Origin of the sequence: Nocardia sp. NPDC049190 (assembly GCF_040648115.1) — a bacterium.
GTDB lineage: Bacteria > Actinomycetota > Actinomycetes > Mycobacteriales > Mycobacteriaceae > Nocardia.
In genome coordinates this window covers 58,591-79,102 of sequence record NZ_JBEZDE010000006.1, presented here as the reverse complement: position 1 = coordinate 79,102, position 20,512 = coordinate 58,591, and the positions used below count along the sequence as shown (strand labels likewise).

The window sequence follows — 20,512 nt, the reverse complement described above, 5'->3', positions numbered from 1 at the left end:
TAGCGATATTTTTTCTGGACTATGCCGGTAGAGACTGGTTGCGGACCCGGGTAGCTGGTTCGTGCAAGGAGAGTTGGGCGACTACGTCGATGTATGGGCCTAGGCGGTGCCTCGAATCGGATTGAATAGGTGATTGGTAGTGTCACAAAAATCCAATATCCGAAAGGCATTCTTGGGATGGCCATCGACAAGCAGGTTCGGCGCGGGTTGTGCACCTCTAGCGAGCATGCGCCAAAACATTCCTGTTGAGTTCACCCTCTTAAGGAAAACAAGATTGACAACTTCCGGCACGTCAATGCCTGTATCGAGTAGGCCCGACGAAACTGCGACACGGGGCATGCCGTCTGGCTCCCGAAATCCTTGAATTATTTCTGAAGTATGCCTAGATGTTGTTCTGGAAGTAACGGGCAGGAGGAAGTTGCTCTCCATATCCGGATAGTTTATTCTAAACCTATGCGCGATCAGCTGCGCATGACCTGCATTCTGGGCAAAGATGATCGTTTTACCCACCCGCCCGTCGCTGGCGCTCATTCCCTTTTCTAGGAGGATCTTCAGCGCCGAATCCACAGCATCTTCACTTGTGAGGTAACTGACCGAGCGATCGCCATCTTCGTTATCCGACGTTATCCTGACTTTGATAACTTCAGGGGCGACGGCATGGCCACTCTCGACGGCATCCTGGAAGCTATAGATACTTGTTGCTCCACCCTCAGCGGTGAAAAGTTCTAGGGTCGTATTGTCAATGCCGTCTGTCGGCCAGCTGGTAAAACCGACTACCAAGGCGTCAAAATAGTCTATAATACGAAAGTATGCGCGATTGCCGGCTGAGGCAAGCTCATCTATGACTATTAGATCAAAGAATGCATGGCCATAGTCGCTGTGCTCAAATTCGTGGGCATCTCCGACCTTTGACGTCAACGTATGGTGAGATGCCACGAAGATGCGGGCATCACTATTGGATTCACGCAAGTCGTTCGATATCGGCAGATTCGGAAGGTATCGGCGGAGTGCCTCGGTCGCCTGATCTACAAAAATTCGCCTATCTGTGAGGAAAAGGACGCGACTAACCCAGCCGGCACGAATAAGAAGCTCAACAAGAGCTGAGTAGGTGCCAAACTTTCCTGAGCCAGGAGCCATACTAACGAGGGCATTGCGACGTCCCCCCATTTCAAAGGCGTTGCAGACATCGCGGACGATTCTGTTCTGGTGATCGCGTAGCTTGAGCCCTTCATCGATTGGTGTCTGGCTAAGGTTTCGACGGCGAGAGCGTGTAACGAGCCTGCGCCACAGTTCTTCTTTCGTGAAGAATCCTTTTACTCGTCTTGGTGAGGACATTATTTCATCCCAAATGAGCACTTCGCTCCCGTTGACATAGAAGAGCGACGGTGACCGATCAGATTCGGGTTTTAAGTCATTGGCGATCATTCGCAATTGTCGAAAAGCCTCTTGGGGGTCGAGATTATCCGTGTCTATTTCGACAAGAGCAAGCGGACTCTGATCTTCGTCCCACAGGACGTAATCAACGAAACGATGGTCTGAGCCCTCGGAATCAGGGAGCATGTAATCTCGCGTCAAAGACGGCCCCACTGTCCACCCTGTTTCTTCTAGAAGACTCTCGAATATAGTCCTAGATGCACTATCGCCACGGCTCCGTTGCCTCTCGGATGCGGGTCCTGTATTTATATCTACGGTCAAGATTTGAACTTGCTCGAAATCTTTTCTTCCGGAATTCGTGAGATCTGTAGATTCATGCAACCCGGTATTGTCGACGGGGCTGGGGGTTTGATTTTTAGCTGTATCGAGCTGAGTTATGCCCGAGAAGTTGAAATCGGATTCAACGTCTGGGAGTCTGGCTGGGTAAAAAGTGTAGGTTCGAGCGAACCATTTCATAACATTAAAGAGATCGATGACAGTAGCGAGCCCAACGGCGGGAGGTAGTGCCCCTGCCCCATGCACAGCGGCACTACCCTGTTGATAGATTTTTCTTGCCAAAGCGTGTACGGGGCCAATCGCACCGACCACGGCTGGGTCGGAAAGTATCGCAGATATGTTCGCATCTTTGGGCTCGTCGCCGGATCCAATGTTGTGGTGGAGAAATGTCAACATCATCTCAAGTGCCGATCGGCTGTAGACGCACGATATTCGCGGATCGGTGTGGGCGCAGTTCTCTGCGCGCACAGCCTGATCGTAAAGTTCCGGCCACTCCTCCTGGAGAAACCAGAAGTTGGAGCGCTTTGAAAGCTGCGTGCCGACTTCGGTAGCGGGCGCTGTTACGACGACGATATCCGTGGGCTGGTCACGGACCGCCCATTGCCACGCTTCCCGCCCCGCCATGCTGAAGGCGGCAGTGAGATCAACCCTGTCGTTGGTGGCGGTCTCAGGGAAGAGGAGCCAGTTGGGGGAAACGTCCAACGCGCGAGCGAGAGCTATCAGATCATCGACGTCAACCCGTCGCTGGCCTTTCTCGATCTTCGCCAAGGCGGATAGATCGATTGGTCGACCGAGGTCACTCAGTCGTGTTGCCAGGAGATTCAGAGTGAGGCCGCGTGACTGTCGGACATCCTTTAACCGCTGTCCGACTCGGATCCCCGCAGGGCCCATCGCTCCGACCTGCTTCGCCATGGACGCTACCCTAGCGCCTGTTGGCGAAAATCGCCAACTCTGTTTGACTTGACCAAATCGGGTGAGGCGAGGAGGCTATCGCGGTGAGGACGGTGAGCTGGAGCCCGAAATGGTAACGGCCCCTGCGGGAACAGGGGCCGTCCTCGTCGCAACCCCTGGATTGAGAAGGAAGGACGAGAATGTCAAGAGTAGCGGGGCTCCGCCGCAGACCGAGTGACCGGCCTGGTGAGGCGCCCCTCGATAGCGCCGCAGCACTGATATCGGTCCGATCCGTGGTGATCATCGGCCTTTCGATTCTGGTGGGGTTGTGTGCTGGTGTTGGCGCCGGTATCGCTGCTGGACTGAAGGTCGCGGCTGGCTACGGCACCGCGCCTGCACTCGCGGTCGCCTTCGTGTCTGGCTCGGCAACTGGGGCGCTAACTGGTTTGGCCGCCGCTCGGAACCTCCATGTCCTGGTAGACCGCTCCGCCTGACATCTGGGCACTCGCTGGCGGCGGACTCAGCGGACTCAAAGGACCGGAGCTGATGGGGGAGCGTCTGGGGCGGGTCCTTCTGAGTTATCTCTTGTGGATGCGGCGCGCACCATGGTCGAGGCCGTCACGGATGGTTCGATCGGCTTCGGTGTGGGTGAGCTCATCGATCCCAATGTGAATGTTCGCGGCGTTGTAAAGGGCCGAGTAGGCATCGTGGCTGCTGAGGATGCCTCGGCCGACGAGCCGTCCCAGGCTGTTGGCTGCCAGCAGTAGCGTCCAGTGCCTGGTGCCGGTCGCTGCTGCTCGGACTCGGGCAGCCTGGTTATCGACGGCCCGAGTGGCGTACGCAGTCGCATGGTGCAGCGTGGTGGCTTGAGGTACCGGCTGTTGCCTGGGGGGTGAGCACAGAGCGGTGGCCAACCAGTCCGGCAGTTGGATCGGTGGCTGGTCGTCGATGAGCCGATAGCAGCCGGTAGTGAGGACCGATCCGGCCGCGACGATGTAGCCGCCGTCGCCGCGGGTGTCGATATGCGGGCCGAGGCGACTAATGCTGTTGCGCAACAGCGGTTTCTGGGAAGTCTGATAATAGAGATGGAGGCCGCCGGACGGAGTGGCGACAGTATAGGTCGGTAGCGGCATAGGCAGCCCTCTGGTTGCGGCGAGCTGCGAGAGGGCAGCGCGGCCACTGGCAGAGGTGCCGGAATGATCAGCCGAGTAGTGGCCGTGGGCTTCATCGAGGTCGAGGACGTGCAATCGACTGGGGCCGCAGGCGATCCCGACGTTCCTCACAGAGTATCGGGGCCATAGGGCAGTGATCTGCGTTTCATCGATGGTGGCTTCCCGCTGCCAGTGTTTTATCGCGGGTATCTTCGAACCGGGTCGCAGTGGCAAGACGTGCCAGCCGCAGCGTGCCGCGCGTAGCGCGACATCGCGAAAGTGATAGGGGTGCATGTCGTTTCGCCTTCGCGGGTGTCATGTTGGTGTCCCGTGTTGTGGGGTGCGCAGCACGGGGATACCGAGGTTTGCGAGCGATACTGGCGAGGCGTCCGCCAGCGGTCGAGCGTGAGGAGTTTCTCCTTGGCCTTGGTAAGGCTGTGTTGGAGCCCTTGGGCTTCGCCGAGCCAGCCGTTCATCTTGGCTTCATCGATGCGTTCGCGCAGGTTGGTGATGATCTCAAGTAGACGGTCGCGTTGTGCGGGTGAGACGCGGAGCATTGGGCAGCGCAGGCATGCGTGCTCATGTTGGCAGCCGGCGCCGTAGGGGCGGCCGCAGTCGCCGAGTTCGAGCTTGCGTGCGTGGAAGTGCTGCTGGAATTCGCGCCATTCGTCGGCGGTTGGTTCGCGGTATTCGGTGTCGGGCCGGTAGGCGCGGCGGTTATCGACAAAGGTTCGGTAGGCGTGGACGAGGTCCTGTTGGAATACCGCGAGGTAGGACTGGGTGGTGGTGACGGTGCGGTGGCCGAGCAGGCGGGCGGCGATGTGGACGGGCATCCCGGCGGTGACAGCGTCGGTAGCGAACATTCTCCGGAAGTCGTGGGCGGTGTAGGTGAGCGGTTGCCCGGCTGCGTCGCGCAGGCCGGTGCGTGTCACGGATTCGGTGAGTAGCTGGCTAACTGTCGTGTAGCTCAACTTGCCATCGGTGGGCGTTGCGGCGTTGGAACAGATGTGGCAGGTCGGGTCCGGTGGTGCGTTCGTGGGGGTCGTAGCGGGCTGAGAGCGGTACGAGTCCACCGTTGGTGCGGCGGAGGCGGCTGATGACGATGGCCAGGACGCTGGCGAGTTCGGGGCTGACAAGCAGCAGCCGTTCCTCGTTGGTTTTCGACGGCACGATCTGCAGCAGCGGGACGAATTCCCTGGTGTCGGGTAGCTGGTAGGACGTGAGGGCCAGGTGGGTGAGTTCGAGAAGTTCCTCGATCCGTACTCCGGTGTGGCGGAGGGTTTCGATGATGGCCCACGCCCAGAAGGCGTCGTCCTCAGTGCGGTTGACGTTGATGCGTTTGCCGGTGGCGAGCTCTTCGACGAGTACTTCGGAAGCGTGGGGCGAATGCTGTCGTGCTGTCCACCGCGTCGGCGTCGCCATTCGCGGAGCTCGAGCAGATCCTCGGCTGTGATGGCGTCAACGCCCTTCCCGGTGTGCAGAGCGACCCGGACCAGCACGTTCTCGGCGCCCGTACGCGATGACGCATTGACGTTCATGGCCGCGGATCGTCGACGGATCGCCGCGAACATCTCAGGGTTGATAATGCGCGGCGCGTGCTGGTAAACGAACAACGATCTGTTGTGAACGAAGTAGCCATATCCGGGCTGCACGACACGCGCGAGCAGCAGCCAGTTCATGCCATAGCGCAGCTCGTCACGGTTGATACCGACGTAACGCGGATCTGTGGCTGTTAGTCGGCCGACCCAGTCTTCGCCGTCATCAATGCCCGAAGCCGCCCATCGTTGTTGCCAGCCGGTCCCAGGCAACGATTGCAGCCAGGTGAGCACGCGGTGCGCTCCTCGCACACGCAGCCGTTGCGCGGTGTCCGACCAGTCGTCCCAGTTGGAAGTCTCGAACAGCCGGTCCAGGGACTCCTCGATAGGCTGCCGGTCGGCCGGCCCCGGAGGGTGACCAGGGCACGATGACGTTGCCGGGGCGGTGGCAGCGACAGCGGATTGAGCCGCATCCACTTCGACCGCGGTCACCGGATGCCACCGTCGAAGAGCACGGCAAGATCGCGGTCGTCATATCCGGCCGCCGGCGCGGGAGCTGGAGTCGCGAGTTGTTCCTGCTGTCGGCACAGGTGTTCGTGTACGCGACGAACGACCTGGGCGTCGTCTTCGACCAGATAGATATCCGCGGTAGTTGACAGATGCGCATGGCCGAGAACGACCTGGACATCGCGCATCGACAAGGCCGAATTCCTGCTCATCCGCAACGCGGCGGTATGCCGCAAGTCGTGCATCGTCCAATTCGTACCCAGCGCTTCGTTGAGCCGACGGAACACCGCACGCTGTGCCTCGTAGTTCAACGGATGCCGACGCAGCCCGCCACCATGATCACGGCGGCGCAGCATCTGCCACAGAGGTTCGTTCGGCTCCAACGGCGCACCCAGATCCGCCAGGTAGAGGTGAATCCATACGAACGCCTCCGGGCTCACTGGTAGCCACTGCTCACATTGGGTGCCCATGCGTACCACACGAATCTGCTGCTCACCCCAATCCACATCGACGCCGCACCGCACACCGTGCAACTCGCCCGCTCGAGCCCCGTTGCTGATGGCCACCGCCACGATCGCCCGATCACGGTTGGAACGCAGCCCCGCGAACAAGGCGCTCCACTGCTCGTCCGAAATTGCGCGAGGCTTGCGCCGTGGAACCTTCGGGTTGTACTTGACCCGACCCTCCGGGCGGAACGATTCGAGAGGGTTGTGATGGGCGTTCGAACGCCGACCTCGGCCACGATCGAGCGGCACCGGATTGACCAGTGGCCCTTCGCCGATCTCCATCCAGAACTCGTAGAACGAACTCACCACCGCGTTGCCGTGGCGCACCGTGCGAGGTTTGTATCGGTCATCGAGATGCTGCTTGCCGGTGACAGGGTTGATCGTGCCCGCTGTCACGGCTGAGGTGGTACGCGGGCGTTTTCGGGGTTTGGTTGTCTGCTTCAGCCACAAGACCAGATCCCGAGCCTCGGCCGGAGTGGCTCTGTCCCAGGCGACTTCGAGCGCATTCAGCCACCGCCACCACCGCAGCAGACCGTAGGCATAGCTGCGAACCGAACCGGCCCTGTTGTCACGAGCTACGAAATCGGCGAGGAATCGGCGGATCGGCTCCACCGGAACACCGTCAGAATCGACCACCAGCCACGGCACGGCACCGCCCACTGGCCGCAACCCGACCCCACCGAGGCACGACAACCGCACCGATATCGGAGCGGTCGACTTGCTGCGGATCTGTCATTCAACCTCCTGATCAAAGCGGATTGCAGAAGGTCCACAGACAACGCAGCCTCAACCTGCTACTTCGCCGCGGAGTGTCGTCGTGTAGTCCGGTCAACAGGTTGTCCTCGGGCCACCGGGCCGACCAGCGCTGGACGCGCTCCTGGTCACAGGTCGCCTCGTTCTCCCACTGTTTGATCGCGGGGATCTTGGGGCCCGGGTGCAGCGGGAAGATGTGGAACCGCGGCGGGCGTGACCGAGCGCGAGGCTGCCCAGGCATGCCGTCGGCCGCGCGGGGGTCCTGCTCACGGCTGCTCCTGATCGCTACGGTAACGGCGGGTTGCGATGTGCCGAGCCAGCCGCATCGCGGCCGCACCGGTGGCATGGAGTTCGAGCTCGGCCTCGCCGCTGTGGAGGATACGGATCTCGCCGCGGACGGGGTCGCCGGATTGGCCGAAGCTGACGCGGTCACCGCGCAGGATCTGCGCGGGAGCCAGTTGCTGGCACAGGCTTTCGAGGGTCCGGCGACGCTCGGCTAGCCGTAGCGTGTCGGCGCGAGCGCGGGTCCGGCACAGCGCGAGGGTTTGTTCGTAGTCGGGCAGCAACCATCGGGTGATATCGGCGGCGATCGCAGCCGGGGGTCGGGTGGCGGCGATGTTGATGACGTGGCTGCCCTCGCTGGGGCCGAGGTTGCGGCCCAGCTCGCCGTAGGCGGCGCGGATGTGCAGGCCCCCGTGGTCGCTGCGGCGGTGGGAGTCGTCGTGGGTGACGTAGAGGATCTGCTGGTCGGGTCCGTACAGCACCGCATGGGCTTTCACCATGTATCCGCGGTCGGCGACCCAGTCGGGCCCGAGCGCGGAGGCGACCTCGTGGGTGAGGGCGAGGATATCCATGGCTACCTGCCTTTCCTGCCGTGTCGGCGCGATGGGCCCGAGGCGGGCTCCGGTGTCGATGAGGGTGGTGCGCATCAGCCATTCGGGTTCAGGGCTGATGACCACGTCGAGCAGCTCGCAGAAGACCGCGCAGAACTGCGGTCGGTGCCCTGCGGTGGCGGGTTGGTAGTGCGCGCAGGCGGCACCGCGGCGCTCGGGCACTCTGATGGGGATCGCGGCATGGTCGTAGCGGTCGCGTACCCACCCGAGCACCGGAACGGAGTTGAGGTATCTCGACAACGAGTTGACACAGGCCGCGCGCCGCTCCACCGACAGACACGCGAGGCGGTCACGACCGATCACCCCCGAAGATTTTGCGTACGGCGATGATCCCGGCCAGCAGATCCACCGGTTGCTGGTGATCGCTGCCGGGGGCGGCATCACGAACCTTGCGCAGCTTCAGCAGCCGGGCGTCGCGCAGGTTGACACCGACCGCGGCCGGGGTGCGTTCGTTCCCCGGGTCGGAGACGATCCTGTAGTCGTCGAGGTCAAGCCATGCCTCGTACCAGGCATCGGCGGGCTTACCCGACCGCGGTGCCTCACGGGGATCAGGGTCGGCGGGCACCCAGCGCACGCAGCCGCAGCTTGGATCATCGCAGCGGGTGAACCTGTCGCTGGGGTTGGGGTTGTAGCGGTGGACGCGTCCGGCCAACATAGGGCATACGCGCCGCGAATAGTACCCGCATGCGGGGTGGACGCCAGGCTCGACGGCGAGCCCGCGTAGGTAGTCGCTGGGCCGAATGTAGAGCAGGACACGGTCACCGAGACGTTGCCCGCAGATCTGGCACAGTTTGCGCTGGAAGGTGTCCAGCAGCCGGGTGGGATCGATTTTTCCCCAGACCGGGCGGGACCGATCACGATGAGCCAGGGTGATGTGCGGGACCACCATCCCCTGAGCGAGGGGTGCCTGACTGAGCGGGATCGGCACCGGCACACGGTCAGACGATGGGCGTGGGGGCAGGGGTGTCGAACGGGTCATGGTCACCTCGAATCAGCAGTGAGGGCGGCGCGATAGCCGCTCCGGATAGTTGGTGGGATCGCCCTCGAGAGGGGCGGCGGCAAGGGTGATGCTGACGACGCGGTCGGGCGTGCCGGCTGTACGGATGCACACCTCGATGCGTGCCGAGAGCGCCCCGGGGACTGGGGGTTCAGCTACCCAGGGTTCGAACCGGTCCTCGTCCAGCGCGGGTAGGTTCGCCTGGATCCACGCCACCAGCTCGGCGGCGTGACCGATCACGATGGCCAGCGCCGCCTGGTGTGCGGGTCCTGCTCATGCACGGCGACCACCGCCGGTGCGCCGGGAACTTGGGCGGTCACCGACCGCGCCAGCACGGCTTCGCAGCCACCGGCGGCCCACCGGCCGTCGGTGATCACCCAGCGGCCTGCCGTGTCCGCCGCGGCGGGGGTCAAACGCCATCCGATCCCGGTTGGCAGTTCACCGAAAGGATCGGTCTCCCAGTTGATCTGGCGGCTGCCGTCGGTGTGGACGGTGACGACCTGGGTGGCGTGCTCCACGCGCACCAACGCCATCACCGGGTACCCGCGCGCTGCGGCGGCCGTCTGGTTGATGCCGGGGAAGGCGGCAATCACGGTGCCGGGACGGGGCGGTGTCGCGAACGCGGCGTGATACCCGGCCACGAGCACACAGTCGGTGCTCACGATTGCGTCGGGGAGGTATGGCCCGTAGCGGGAGTCGAGGCGTAGGCGGGCGGTGTAGGAGTCGAAATCAGTTCCCATCGGCGCCACCGCTTCTCGTCGGCGGGGTGGTCAGTGCGCGGTGAAAGACCCGCACCAGCCGGTTGCCGGATTCGTGTTCGGCGATTAGGTGGCTGAGCTCCGTGCGGGGTTCGCCGCCGATCGCCTCAGCCATGCCTTGGGCGAAGCCGGTGATCCGGTGGGTCATCTCGAGGTGCGGGCCGAGGGCACGCAGCAGGTCCGCGACGATGTCGTCGCGGCCCAGGGGTACTGCAGCGTTCATGATTCTCACTCCTGTCGGATCGGGGTGTCGAGCGGCTGCACGGATTCGATGAACCGCAACGGCAGCAGAACCGTCGAATGGGTGTCGCTGTCGAGCACGGTGTGGTGGCGGTGCACTGCGTGGACGCGCACGTGCTGGTGGAGGTAGCCGCCGCGGGTGAGGATGGTGGCCGCGGCACCGACGCGGCGCAGCCGGTGCAGCTCCATGGCGATGACCTCGATCACCGGGTCGCCGCTGATCCCCCCTGTCTTCACCCGATAGGGGTGTCGCGGTGAGGGCGGCAATGCGGCGGTGGAGCAGGTCGCGGGAGTGGTCGAGGTCATCGAGGTTGGTGTCGTCGTCGAACCTCCGCTCGATGCCCTCGAAGACACGGCGCAGGAACTCCGGTTCGGACTCAGTGCCCGCGCTCGGCGTCGGGCTGGTGGGGTCGGTCATCGGCGCAGGCTCCTCACAGGCAACCACCGCGCAGCCCACCGGATCGGGCGGGGCCGATGCCGGATCGTCAGCGCAGCCGCGAGACTGTCGGTGGCGTCAGGGTCGAGATCGGCGTAACGCCAGTCGGTGTCGGGGTTGTCGGCATCGCGGATCAACAGCCTGACCCGGTGACCGTCAGTGCTGGCAATGACCCGGTGGTCATCGATGTCGCGCAGCCGGATGAGGATGCTGGCCAGATTCGAGGTGTAGGGGATGCGTGTTCGACCTCTCGGGATGATGTGGCAGTTCTTCGTCGACGCGATCACGGCCGTGGTGTCGTGTGGTGGGAGTCAGGCGTGTTCGTAGGCGAGCAGGTCGGCGTAGCGTTCGTCGCCGTCGAAGGCCGGGCATTCGCATTTCGGAAACGGGCGCAGGCAGTCCGCGCAGAATCCGCAGGAGGTGCAGTGCGAGCCGAGGCCGGCGTCGTCGAACTCGCCGCAGTACACGCAGTACGCCCAGTACGCTTCGGCCGCCCAGGAGTCAGGCAGGTAGGAGCGGTTGGAGTACCAGATTCCGTCGCTCCAGTGCCCGTGACGTTCGTTGAAGATGTAGGCGGAGTGCTTGTAGGCGGGATCGACGGTCAGCAGCACCATCTTGTCGCTACGCAGCCACAGCTCCAGCCGTTCCCGCCCGGCCCAGGAGTCCAACGACCCGAACGGCGCGGTGGGCAGGTAGTCCTCGGCGGCGATACGAGTGTCCGAACGCAGGTCACCCGGCTCGGGGCGCACATTTGCGGGCAGGATCCCGTTGTGCGCGAGCACGGTCCGTTCGTCCCCACCGACCGTGAAGGGATGGCAATTCTCCGTCGTGCGCAGTCCGTGGGTGGCCAGGCGGGAATGGAACAACGCCGGAGCATCCGGATACCGTTCACGCACCTGCGCGAATTCGGTGATCAACGCGGCGGCATCCATGCCGCGGCCGACGGTGAGGCGATCGTCGGTGAGGAGGGCGTAGCCGTGTCCGTGCGGATTCGCGAGGGCGCCGTTACGTAGTGCGTCGAGGTCGGGGCTGATGCCGGGTTTGACGAAGGTCAGGATGCACACTTCAGGGCCTCCATTTCGGTGAGAAGCGGCGAGTACTGCGGACGGGTACGCAGCCAGGTGGTGAAGGCGGTCCATTCCCAGCCGCGGCGGCGCGCGATATCAGCCGCTGAGAGGTGGCGGGTGTATTCGACCGATGTCGCAGCGAAGGCGAGTGCTGCTTGGACTTGTTGGGGGACAAGGGAACTGGCGAAGATCCGCAGCTCGAAGGTCTCCGGTGGGCGAACGTTGATGGCCTGGTAGCGTGCCGCGGACCGCTCGCCCTTGGCGTGGTCGAGGGCCTGCGAGCGTGCGTAGGGGGAGAATTCCGCCCACTGGGAGGAGTGCCGCCGCGCGAGTGTCGTGACCGGGTCCTCGTTGCGGTACACGAATTTCAGCCACCGGTAGGCGTGTGCGGGGGAGTCGAACCCGGTACGGGAGACATGCACGTGGATGCCGACGTCGGTATCGGTGTAGCAGCCCAGCAGCCGCAACCGGCCCAGCAGCGGCCACGGGAATCGTGCCTGTGCGTACGCGTAATCCATAGGGTGGGTGACCAATTCGAACCCGCACGGGCGGATGGAGGAGTCCTCCTTCAGGTAGGCGAGGTTTCCGAGGTGGGCGAGGGCGGTGTCGACCGCGTTATCGAACTGGCGAGGGGGAGTTTTGATTTCGAGTTCGAGCCCGAGGTACAGCGGGCCGTCGCCGTGAAAGTGGGGTGCGGGTTTGTAGTCGTAGTCGTGCACGCCGGCGTGGGATGGATGCGTGTCCAGGCAGGACTCGCAGTAGCTTTCCTCGCGGCGGATCAGGGTGAAGCAGTCCGAGCATTCGCGGTAGTCGTCGTACTCGCAGGTGGAGCAGACTCGGTTGCCGCCATCGACCGAGTAGGTGTCCACGGCCAGGTGGCCGCAGTCATCGCAGCTGGAGTAGGCCTGGGCGCAGTTGGTGCAGACGTCGGCGGCACCGATCACGGTGTGGATGTCTTGGGTGTAGACGTCGCATTCCCCGCACTGTTCCCACCCGATCAAGCACTCGCTGCACAGGAAGGTGTCCGCGACGGTCCGGGTTGTGGTGCGGGTGGGGGCGGTGCAGTCATCGCAGCGAGTCAGGTTCTCGGCACATGCCGGGCACAACCGCTCACCCTCTACGGTGGAAACCACCCGGGTCTCGATGACGGGATCGGAGCATTCCTCGCACGCAGGGTCGATCAGCGTGGAAGTGGGCATGACGGATCACGACCTTTCGGTGAAAACGAAAAGAACCCCGCGCGCAGCCGAAGGTGGGCTGGACGCGGGGTTCTCGAGGGACAGATCAGTTTGTCGACGTGCGGTGCGACGTCTTACCTGGTGCGGCGCGGTGCCGCGTGGCGGGTATCAGGGAGGGTGGGCTGTGTGATGAGATGCCGCAGGCACTGCGGCGTTTGGTGAGGCAGTCGCAGTCGGGGAAGGCGGTTTCGCAGTCGAAGCACCAGCCACAGCGCGAGCAGTAGCGACCTTGGTGGTCCAGATCCAGGCGCTCGCAATGCCCGCACAGATACCGGCGCGGGCGCGGCGGTGGCCAGCGTTGTGACGGCGGCAGGTAGCTGGTGTTGGAGTACCAGATCCCGTCCACCCAGCACCCCGCCCGCTCCCCGAACAGGTAGGCGTGATGCTGATAGGCGGGGTCGATGGTGAGTATCACCAGTTTGCTCGACCCCAGCCACGACGCCAGCCCCCGTCCGCCCCGGTGAGTGTCGATCGACCCGAACGGCTCGCGCGGTAAATAGTCCTCGGCGGCTATACGGGTGTCCGAGCGCGGATCGTAGGGGCCCGGATGCACCCGCTTGGGAAGAACACCGTTGTGCGCCAACACCGTTCGCGGGTCTCCGCCGACCCGGAACGGATGACAGTTGCTGCGCCCGTGTGTGCCGTGGGTGGCGTAGCGGGAGTGGAACAACGCCGCCCCGTCGGGGTAGCGGTCGCGCACCTGGGTGAATTTGTCGATCACCGTCGCCGCCCGCATCCCGCGGCCGACGAGGATCCGTCGTCCGGCGATGACCGCGAAACCGTGCCCATGCGGATTCGCCGACGCCCCGAACATCAGCGCGACCGGGTCAGGGATGACACTGGGTGGGAAGTAGGTCAGCAGGCACATGCGAGGTCCTCCATCTCCGCCAACAAGGGCTGGTAGTCGGGGTGATCGGCCACCCAGGCAGCGAACCGCGCCCATTCCCAGCCGCCGGCGCGAACATCGGCGACGCGAAGTGTGCGGGTGTAGTGGATGGAGGCGGCGGTGAAAGCCAACGCTGCCTGCACTCGCTGGGCGTTCAGGGAGCTGGCGAAGACCCGCAGCTCCAGGGTTTGGCGCGGGTAAGGGTTGATCGCTTGATACCGGTCCAGGCCGAGCGCGTGCTGGGGGCCTTTGGAGGTGTCCTTGACCCGTGCGCGTGCGGCCCGGTCGAACGGTGCGTAATGCGAGCGGCGTCGCGCGATCGTGGAGACCGCGGACTCGTTGCGGTACAACAACTTCATCCACCGGTAGATGTGCGCCGGGGAATCGAACCCGGCCCTGCTGGCATGAACATGCAAACCGACACTGGTATCGGTTTCACAGTCCAGGTCCTCGAGGGCTTCGAGCAGCGGCCACGGGAAATGATCGATCGCATGCCGGTACGACATGGGGTGCGTGACGAGTTCGAATCCGGTGGGCCGGATCGAGGAATCCTGTTTGAGATAGCCCAAGTGCCCCAGGTAGTTGCCGGCGACCGACACGCATTCGCCGTAGCGGTAGTCGGGGACGATGATCTCCAGTTCCATCCCCAGATACAGCGGACCCTTCCCGTGGAAACGGGGGTCGGGCTTGTAGCTGTAGTTCCACACGTGCGGGCGACGAGCGCAGCAGTCGCAGGAGCGGCCGCCGCGCAGGAGGGTGCCGCAGTCCGGGCAGGACTCGAACTGCTCGGCGCAGCGTGTGCAGGCGCGGTGCCCGCCGGAAACGTAGCGGCTGGAGGCACAGTATCGGCTGCACCGGAAGCACAAGTCGAAGAAGACGGCAGCGCAGTGCAGGCACACCGCCTCGTCGGTGTTGGTGCGCACCTGCGGGTCGGTCAACCTGCGACACGACACGCACGGCCGCCACCCGGCGATGCACCGGCCGCACAGCTGCTGATCGTCGGCGGTGTCGGTCACTGTGATCGCGAAGTCACGGCAGCTCCCGCACCGCGTCAGCAGCGGCACGCAGCGGCCGCACACAGGCAGGTCCTCGATCGGGTACCGGTCACCCGGATCGCGGGTTCGGCAGACCGTGCATGGGGGATAGAGGTCGATACCGGGCATGGCAGTGCACCTTCCGCAGAACGAAAGAACGCCAGGCCAGAGCTTTCGCTCCGACCTGGCGTTCACGGTCAGTAAAGGGTGTTCGGCTACGTCACCGGATCACCGCGACAAGCCCGCCGCAGGGTGATCAACCACGGGTGGGCAATGACGGCGGAACCCTGTGCGAAACAGGGGGTTCGAATCCCGTCCGCGGGTTGGTTGAGTTGTGGATGGATGGAGATCGATCGAGTCGAACCTGCTCACGCCGTCTGGCACCGAAGTCGTCATTGCGAGCGCGGTGTCGTGAAGGACGAGCAGCCGCTGATAGGCGTGCCCGTACCAGCGGGTCTCGGATCCCGGCCGCTACCGTGGGATACACCGAGTTCGGTGCGGCGGTGAAAACTCCTTCAAGTGGCAGGGATCCGAGACAGCCCAATACCCCGGTGCTGCTACAAATAGCTCAGGCTGGAGGGTGGGACGCACGCCCGCCCGCCAGCCCTTCCACTTGATCCGGCGCCGGCGGCCCCCGTGCCGCACCACCACGTGTAGCTGGTGGTCCGAACTGTCGCGATCATCAACACCTCCGATTCGGTACGCTGGGGATCGGGAGAATCGGGCAGACGGGCCGCAGGAGGAGTCCGCTATGCCTACCACCGGTTCGAAACGCTCGTCGCGCACCCCACAGCACCCGGAAGTCCTTGAACGCCTGGAACGTTCGCGCGAGCGGGTGCGGGCACGACGCGCCCGAGCCCGTCAACGCGAGCAAGCCATCACCGCAGCGGTCAAGCAATACCTCGCGGCCTTGGAAGTGATCGCGGCCCGGGAACGCAGACGAGACAGCGACATCGAGGCATTACGCAAACAGATCACGGTGCTGCAAGAGCGTGCCGCCGAGGACATCGCGGACCATCGCCTTCAGCAGGCGCTGGCCGCCGCCACGATCCGTGACCAGGATCAAACCGACGACGATGTCGCCGAACTCCTCGAAATCACTCTCAAAGAAGCGCGCCAACTGATTACCGCGGCGCGCTCAGCGACAACCGCGGCCGAAACCACGAGCAGATCAATCGGCCAAGTCGCGCCCGCGCCAGACCCTCCGGCACAGCGAGAAGATGCCGAGTCTCCCCGGCCAGGGCTGACGGAGTAGCAGAGGCGATCGGTGGCAGTGAAGTCCCTGAGCTGTCGTCGCTGGTTTGGGTGAGGTTGGTCGCTGGGGAGAAGGTAGGCCAACTCGGTCGGCCACGGGTAGACGCCGGGCGCGGGATCCCTGACCGCCTCAATCAACGTCTTGCCTGGGGTCACCGTCCACGCCGACTCGATAACGCGGAACACGTTGAACCCGCCGCTACCGATGCGCACGAGATCACCGTTGTCGAAATGCACGCACATTGCGAACGACACCGACAGACAGCCGAACCCAGGCCACGTCAGATGTTGGCGTAACCACCAGCGTTCCACACCAACCACCTGAAGTGCTGCGGTGCGAACGCCTGCCTGCCGGGAATAGCCGGTGCGGGAGACATCGGCCAGAATGCCACGCCACAACGATGGCAGTAGAACGCGGCATGCCAGACAGCGTGAGCGGTGCGGCGTCCACGGGAAATGCGCCCGTTGCGACGGCCACGAAACGCAGCAACACCGAGCACCAGTAAGCCCGGCGCGGCGATCCCGCCAACAAGCAAGGCCGCCCCAGCCAATATGCCCAAGTTTGTCGTCTCAGGATTGTCCGACGTGGCCACGGACGCAACGCCGATCACAACGGCGAACAATGCGGGCAGCAGCAACAACAGGCCGAGCGTTGTGAGCCGTCCCACAGGGCGACGAGCGGGCTCGCGTGCAAGACTCCGCGCTAATGCGGTGGTGTTAGTGCGTTCGACCGTCGCAATGCCGTAGACCGGCAACAAGCCAGTAGAAGCCACTCCCACGCCGGAATAGACGTTGGTCTCGGAGCTAGTCGATACCCCATCCGCGTGCAAGGCAGGCACACTCTGGACCAAGTCGAGTTGGCGGCAGTGCGGACACTCGATGCCGATGTCCATGCGGGGGTCCCCCTCCCAAGCCGCTGTGCTGTAGTGGCGTGTCCGTGGTGCTGGTACCTGCAACGAAAGCTCTGTGGGGTATCCAACACCTTCAGTGACCTGCTGTCGAGAGGTTGTCGTGAGCTGATGCATCGGTCAGTCCCTTTCGCCTAGCTAGCTGACTTAACAGGGTTAGTGAGTGTCGACAACGGGAGCGCTACGGCCTGGGAAGACAGCGCATCGCCGACATAGGGACGGCCGCGACCTCGCCACTGATGTGGTCCGATTCGTTGGCATCAGCCTCGCTCCGCAACGCGTGCTCCTCCGGGCTCACGCCCGTGTCTCTGAGTGCTGCAGCTTCGCTGAGTATTCGGCTGATTGTCGATCGGCTTTTGTTGAGTTCCTGGGCGATTCGGGTGGTCGACCACCTGTCGAGGTGGTGATGTGCCAGTGCCTGCGCGACAAGCTCGGGGTCGCGGCGACGGGCCGGATCGCGTGCGCACAGCTGCATGGCCAAGTCCGTGAAGTCCTGATGCGCTCCGTCCGCGTCGGAAGGCGTGTGCACGCGTCCGGTCTCGGAAACAGCAGCGGATCGAGTCGGCATCGACAGAGATTCTCAGACCACTGTGAATCCGTTTAAGACGCGCCTCCTCAGTGTCGACGTAATCGGCACCTGTTGAAACGCCATCGCAGCAGGGCGGCGGGATGCGGAGTTCGTGTATCTAGGCATGTTCAGAGAGTTCCGCGACGAGGGTGGGCCGTGATTCGCGTATGTGCGCGGAATGCTGATACGAGCAGACATAGTATCGCGATACTGTGCTATAAGCATTTAGCTATGTATCTCCCCGATAGGGGATCCTGCGAACGTGAGCCGTTCGACCACGGACTGCCCGGACGGGGCTGAGGGGTGGGCGAGGGAGTAGCATTATGCTAGGAGGATCAGCAGGCTGGCCAGCACCTTGGAGGTCAGCTGATGATTGGACGTCGACCGCCGCGCTCGTCGCGAACGGATCGGTCACCAGAAATGGCGCAGCGGGTACAACGCTCACTCGAGCGCGTGCGTCGTCGCCGTGAACTCGCCCGCGACCGCGCTATCGCCGCGGCGATGCGCCGCTATCTGTCCGAGTGGCAGGCGATCACCGCATGCGAGACCAAGCGCGACGCTCAGATCGCCGAACTGCGTCGGCAGATCAGCGTCGTCGAAGACGACCGTGCCGGGAGAAAGATCGGCGTGAGCGTCGATCGGTGCGATGGTCGCTTGGCTGGGGAGACTATCGGGTGTCGTTGTAGCGGCCGACCTGCCAGATATGCCATCGGAACTGCTTCGGTGACAACGGCTGTCGCACCGGCACACCCGCGATGGCGAGTGCGGCCAGAACGCGGTTCCACAGCGATGGCAATGGAATCTGGCGCCTCACAGCGCATGTGCGTGCCCTTCCGCGACATCGCAGGTTCTCGCCATGGCTGAGTTGGCAACGCCGAAAGAAGCGGCGGAGTACTTGCGGACCACCGTCGGCAAGCTCGCCAACGACCGGCATCTCGGCGTCGGGCCCCCTTACGTGAAGTTTGGCCGCAAAGTTCTCTATCCGTGGAAGTCCTTGCGGACGTTTGTGGAGGAGCACACGATCCGCAGTCTGTAACGCTGTACCACACCAGGTAGATGGCAACCTATCAGTTACCGTCAGGGGGCTTCACCTTGTCCTCGGTATTTCCTACGCTTCTCGCCGAGCTGCATAGCTGAATTGCGCCACGCTGCGGTTGAGAACGAGCGAGTAGGAAGGACTACGCATATGGATAGAGGACAGTTAACGCTGGGTTATCTAAACAAGCCGGAACGAGGAGGCCCGCGATACGTCGGCGGCGCGGTCGAGAACGAGGTGGCGCCGTATGTCGCAGTATGAGCTGACACCTGGAGCTCATGGGAGGTTCAGCGAGCCCAAATGGAACGAAGCTCGGAAGATCTACCAGGTTCATTGCCTCGTTGGCGAGCCGTATGGCGATCCATCGAAAGTCCATGCCTCAGGAAAGACCAAACCGAAAGCCATTGCGAATCTCAAGAATCGGCTTGCTGCATGGAAACCGCGTGCCCAATCGGTTGGTACTTATCCACCGGAGGTGACCGTCGAGGCTCTATGCAGAGCGTGGCTCCGCACCTATGAGAACGACAGGCAGAAGCGGCCTCAGAACGCAAAGCATTATCGGCGCGAGATCGAACCGGCCACGAAGGGCCGAGCGAAAGCCGACAAGATCACGCTAGCTGGGTCGGTCCTGGGAAGGATGAAGGCGGCCGAGACGAGGCCGTTCCACATCCGCATACACTTGGAGTTACTGAACGGGTTTTCGTACAAGAATGCCCGCCAGAAGTCCATCCTGCGCAACGCGTTTCAGATGCTTGTTGACGACGGCTTCCGTGATGACAATCCCGTCGACACGGTGAAGGGCTACAAGGGAAGTCGGGCCAAACAGCCGGGAAGCCGCGCAAGAAAGGTGCGCAACCCGTTTTTCCCCGATGAGCCGCAGCCGTTCACCCCCCAAGAGCTCAGCTGGTACTGGCAGGCTGAACGTGACTACTTCCCTCGCCCGAACCAATCCCGTGTGTTCGAACAGCGATACATGGATTTTACGAAGCTGATGTACGAGCTCGCTGCTCGCCCGAGCGAGGCTTTGTCCGTTCGCTTCGACGACGTCGACTTCGACACGCATGAAGTGATTGTCTCTGGCACTATCGTCGATACCGAACTGCGTGTGCGGCAACTCAAGGAAGTCATCGAGCAGTATCGGCTGCCTCACGACGAGATCGTCTTGCCTCGTGGGTGGCCGAACTACGACGATGACGACATTGTCGGCGTCGCCTACCGTCAGCCGTTCACGAAGACCGCACGATCGATGCGGACGATTAAGGTTGGCCCTGACTGCATGGCAATGCTGCGCCGGCGACAGACAGCAGCGGCACCCGGTCACCGACTGGTGATCCCAAGCCGGACCGGCCAAGTGGTGCGGTCGGAGCAGATGTCCAAGACCTGGGCGGCGATTGTCAAGGGGCTGGACCTCGAGTGGTCGACGGTAAAGACGCTCCGCTCCACCCGTGCGACGCGCGTAGCCGAAAAGTACGGGCTTCCGGCTGCCCGGCTGATCCTGGGGCACGAGGTGGATTCGGCCGTGACCGCGAGGCACTACGTCCCAGAGGCTCGCCACGTTGTTGATCTCGCCGATGCCCGGTGATGCGCAAGTGGTTGGTGCTGACCCACCCAAAACGGCCACAAAACGGTCACTGGAGATCTGAAGCTATGTTAATCCGCAGGTCAGGCGAGGAAACAGAGTCATGAGGTTACACCGAGCCGATCCTGCATCGCCGTCGCCGCGAGGCGAAGGCGCTGGCCTGCGTGTAGTCCCGCGCCGCGCATTTCCTGGTGGGCCGGGGTGGGCCAGGAGATGCGCGTTCCGGCGCCAGACGAGTTTCGACTCCCCTTTATCAGTCCGTTACTCTTGGTGTCGCACGAGATCGTTCAATTTGTGAGGAAGATTCATGGGAAGCGTTGTGCTCGACATCGTGGCACTGCTCGCCAATCGCGCAGCTATGTTCTGGAATTGGCTGGCCACCGGATCGGCGGGCTTCCCGCCGCTGTGAGTGGTGCAGTGAACGATGGATTTCTATAGTCGAATCCCCTGGTCAGATTCTTGGCCGGGGGATTTTTCTGTTCATGCTCGGGCGGAACGGTGTCGAAGCATTCAGGTTGCAAGGCGGTGGGGGCGCGGCGACAGCGCGTGTGGCCGGATTGTGTGG

The 20,512-nt window shown here is 63.2% G+C and carries 20 protein-coding genes; 3 read left to right on the top strand and 17 right to left on the bottom strand.

Going from position 1 to position 20,512, the window contains the following annotated elements; all coding sequences use genetic code 11:
- Nucleotides 1–99 precede the first annotated feature (99 nt).
- The 16 genes from AB0B25_RS07710 to AB0B25_RS07635 form a co-directional block, all read right to left on the bottom strand.
- A complete protein-coding gene (locus tag AB0B25_RS07710; protein WP_357176431.1) occupies nucleotides 100–2,601 on the bottom strand; it encodes a DEAD/DEAH box helicase family protein in 2,502 nt (833 codons plus the stop codon).
- A gap of 578 nt (nucleotides 2,602–3,179) precedes the next feature.
- Entirely contained in the window at nucleotides 3,180–4,046 is an 867-nt protein-coding gene (locus tag AB0B25_RS07705) for a bifunctional DNA primase/polymerase (RefSeq protein WP_357176175.1), read from the bottom strand.
- The gene (locus AB0B25_RS07700) at nucleotides 3,950–4,723 is read right to left on the bottom strand and encodes a tyrosine-type recombinase/integrase (RefSeq protein WP_357176173.1); all 774 of its coding nucleotides are present in this window, start codon (nucleotides 4,721–4,723) and stop codon (nucleotides 3,950–3,952) included. The genes AB0B25_RS07705 and AB0B25_RS07700 overlap by 97 nt, the downstream gene beginning before the upstream one ends.
- Nucleotides 4,704–5,174, bottom strand: coding sequence for a hypothetical protein (locus AB0B25_RS07695; protein WP_357176171.1), 471 nt, complete (start codon nucleotides 5,172–5,174; stop codon nucleotides 4,704–4,706). The genes AB0B25_RS07700 and AB0B25_RS07695 overlap by 20 nt, the downstream gene beginning before the upstream one ends.
- 601 nt (nucleotides 5,175–5,775) lie before the next feature.
- Complete coding sequence (locus tag AB0B25_RS07690) at nucleotides 5,776–6,912, bottom strand: site-specific integrase (RefSeq protein ID WP_357176169.1); 1,137 nt, start codon at nucleotides 6,910–6,912, stop codon at nucleotides 5,776–5,778.
- Nucleotides 6,913–7,048: 136 nt separating this feature from the next.
- Nucleotides 7,049–7,294 (bottom strand): bifunctional DNA primase/polymerase, encoded by a 246-nt coding sequence (locus tag AB0B25_RS07685; RefSeq protein ID WP_357176167.1) that lies wholly within the window; start codon nucleotides 7,292–7,294, stop codon nucleotides 7,049–7,051.
- Between the two features lie 25 nt (nucleotides 7,295–7,319).
- Nucleotides 7,320–8,249, bottom strand: a complete 930-nt coding sequence (locus AB0B25_RS07680) for a hypothetical protein (RefSeq protein ID WP_357176165.1) — start codon at nucleotides 8,247–8,249, stop codon at nucleotides 7,320–7,322.
- Nucleotides 8,236–8,874 (bottom strand): hypothetical protein, encoded by a 639-nt coding sequence (locus AB0B25_RS07675; RefSeq protein WP_357176163.1) that lies wholly within the window; start codon nucleotides 8,872–8,874, stop codon nucleotides 8,236–8,238. The genes AB0B25_RS07680 and AB0B25_RS07675 overlap by 14 nt, the downstream gene beginning before the upstream one ends.
- Nucleotides 8,875–9,179: 305 nt before the next feature.
- On the bottom strand, nucleotides 9,180–9,683 hold the full coding sequence (locus AB0B25_RS07670) for a hypothetical protein (protein ID WP_357176161.1): 504 nt from the start codon (nucleotides 9,681–9,683) through the stop codon (nucleotides 9,180–9,182).
- Nucleotides 9,673–9,924, bottom strand: a complete 252-nt coding sequence (locus tag AB0B25_RS07665) for a hypothetical protein (RefSeq protein ID WP_357176159.1) — start codon at nucleotides 9,922–9,924, stop codon at nucleotides 9,673–9,675. Before AB0B25_RS07665 ends, AB0B25_RS07670 begins: the two co-directional genes overlap by 11 nt.
- A gap of 5 nt (nucleotides 9,925–9,929) precedes the next feature.
- Nucleotides 9,930–10,247, bottom strand: coding sequence for a hypothetical protein (locus AB0B25_RS07660; RefSeq protein ID WP_357176157.1), 318 nt, complete (start codon nucleotides 10,245–10,247; stop codon nucleotides 9,930–9,932).
- Nucleotides 10,248–10,355: 108 nt separating this feature from the next.
- Nucleotides 10,356–10,664, bottom strand: coding sequence for a hypothetical protein (locus AB0B25_RS07655; RefSeq protein ID WP_357176155.1), 309 nt, complete (start codon nucleotides 10,662–10,664; stop codon nucleotides 10,356–10,358).
- Between the two features lie 24 nt (nucleotides 10,665–10,688).
- Nucleotides 10,689–11,441 (bottom strand): hypothetical protein, encoded by a 753-nt coding sequence (locus tag AB0B25_RS07650; protein WP_357176153.1) that lies wholly within the window; start codon nucleotides 11,439–11,441, stop codon nucleotides 10,689–10,691.
- Nucleotides 11,429–12,643 (bottom strand): hypothetical protein, encoded by a 1,215-nt coding sequence (locus AB0B25_RS07645; protein WP_357176151.1) that lies wholly within the window; start codon nucleotides 12,641–12,643, stop codon nucleotides 11,429–11,431. Before AB0B25_RS07645 ends, AB0B25_RS07650 begins: the two co-directional genes overlap by 13 nt.
- Before the next feature lie 85 nt (nucleotides 12,644–12,728).
- Complete coding sequence (locus tag AB0B25_RS07640) at nucleotides 12,729–13,550, bottom strand: hypothetical protein (protein ID WP_357176149.1); 822 nt, start codon at nucleotides 13,548–13,550, stop codon at nucleotides 12,729–12,731.
- Nucleotides 13,538–14,506 (bottom strand): hypothetical protein, encoded by a 969-nt coding sequence (locus tag AB0B25_RS07635; RefSeq protein ID WP_357176147.1) that lies wholly within the window; start codon nucleotides 14,504–14,506, stop codon nucleotides 13,538–13,540. Before AB0B25_RS07635 ends, AB0B25_RS07640 begins: the two co-directional genes overlap by 13 nt.
- Before the next feature lie 847 nt (nucleotides 14,507–15,353).
- Here AB0B25_RS07635 and AB0B25_RS07630 point away from each other — a divergent pair.
- Nucleotides 15,354–15,857 (top strand): hypothetical protein, encoded by a 504-nt coding sequence (locus AB0B25_RS07630; RefSeq protein WP_357176145.1) that lies wholly within the window; start codon nucleotides 15,354–15,356, stop codon nucleotides 15,855–15,857.
- A gap of 280 nt (nucleotides 15,858–16,137) precedes the next feature.
- Here AB0B25_RS07630 and AB0B25_RS07625 read toward each other — a convergent pair whose 3' ends face one another.
- Nucleotides 16,138–16,749 carry a hypothetical protein gene (locus AB0B25_RS07625; protein WP_357176143.1) on the bottom strand — a complete coding sequence of 204 codons (612 nt, stop codon included), beginning with the start codon at nucleotides 16,747–16,749 and terminating at the stop codon, nucleotides 16,138–16,140.
- A gap of 1,439 nt (nucleotides 16,750–18,188) precedes the next feature.
- Between AB0B25_RS07625 and AB0B25_RS07620 the strand changes: the two genes are divergently transcribed.
- Together AB0B25_RS07620 and AB0B25_RS07615 are read left to right on the top strand one after the other, a co-directional pair.
- Nucleotides 18,189–18,368 (top strand): helix-turn-helix domain-containing protein, encoded by a 180-nt coding sequence (locus AB0B25_RS07620; protein WP_357176141.1) that lies wholly within the window; start codon nucleotides 18,189–18,191, stop codon nucleotides 18,366–18,368.
- A 247-nt stretch (nucleotides 18,369–18,615) separates the two neighbouring features.
- Complete coding sequence (locus AB0B25_RS07615) at nucleotides 18,616–19,950, top strand: tyrosine-type recombinase/integrase (RefSeq protein ID WP_357176139.1); 1,335 nt, start codon at nucleotides 18,616–18,618, stop codon at nucleotides 19,948–19,950.
- Nucleotides 19,951–20,512: the final 562 nt, after the last annotated feature.

Coding starts and splice junctions, on each gene's coding strand:
- AB0B25_RS07630 (WP_357176145.1), top strand. CDS start 15,354: ATGCCTACCACCGGTTCGAAACGCTCGTCGCGCACCCCACAGCACCCG.
- AB0B25_RS07670 (WP_357176161.1), bottom strand. CDS start 9,683: ATGGGAACTGATTTCGACTCCTACACCGCCCGCCTACGCCTCGACTCC.
- AB0B25_RS07710 (WP_357176431.1), bottom strand. CDS start 2,601: ATGGGCCCTGCGGGGATCCGAGTCGGACAGCGGTTAAAGGATGTCCGA.
- AB0B25_RS07640 (WP_357176149.1), bottom strand. CDS start 13,550: ATGTGCCTGCTGACCTACTTCCCACCCAGTGTCATCCCTGACCCGGTC.
- AB0B25_RS07615 (WP_357176139.1), top strand. CDS start 18,616: ATGTCGCAGTATGAGCTGACACCTGGAGCTCATGGGAGGTTCAGCGAG.
- AB0B25_RS07620 (WP_357176141.1), top strand. CDS start 18,189: ATGGCTGAGTTGGCAACGCCGAAAGAAGCGGCGGAGTACTTGCGGACC.
- AB0B25_RS07695 (WP_357176171.1), bottom strand. CDS start 5,174: ATGGCGACGCCGACGCGGTGGACAGCACGACAGCATTCGCCCCACGCT.
- AB0B25_RS07685 (WP_357176167.1), bottom strand. CDS start 7,294: ATGCCTGGGCAGCCTCGCGCTCGGTCACGCCCGCCGCGGTTCCACATC.
- AB0B25_RS07660 (WP_357176157.1), bottom strand. CDS start 10,247: ATGACCTCGACCACTCCCGCGACCTGCTCCACCGCCGCATTGCCGCCC.
- AB0B25_RS07625 (WP_357176143.1), bottom strand. CDS start 16,749: ATGGACATCGGCATCGAGTGTCCGCACTGCCGCCAACTCGACTTGGTC.
- AB0B25_RS07665 (WP_357176159.1), bottom strand. CDS start 9,924: ATGAACGCTGCAGTACCCCTGGGCCGCGACGACATCGTCGCGGACCTG.
- AB0B25_RS07645 (WP_357176151.1), bottom strand. CDS start 12,643: ATGCCCACTTCCACGCTGATCGACCCTGCGTGCGAGGAATGCTCCGAT.
- AB0B25_RS07705 (WP_357176175.1), bottom strand. CDS start 4,046: ATGCACCCCTATCACTTTCGCGATGTCGCGCTACGCGCGGCACGCTGC.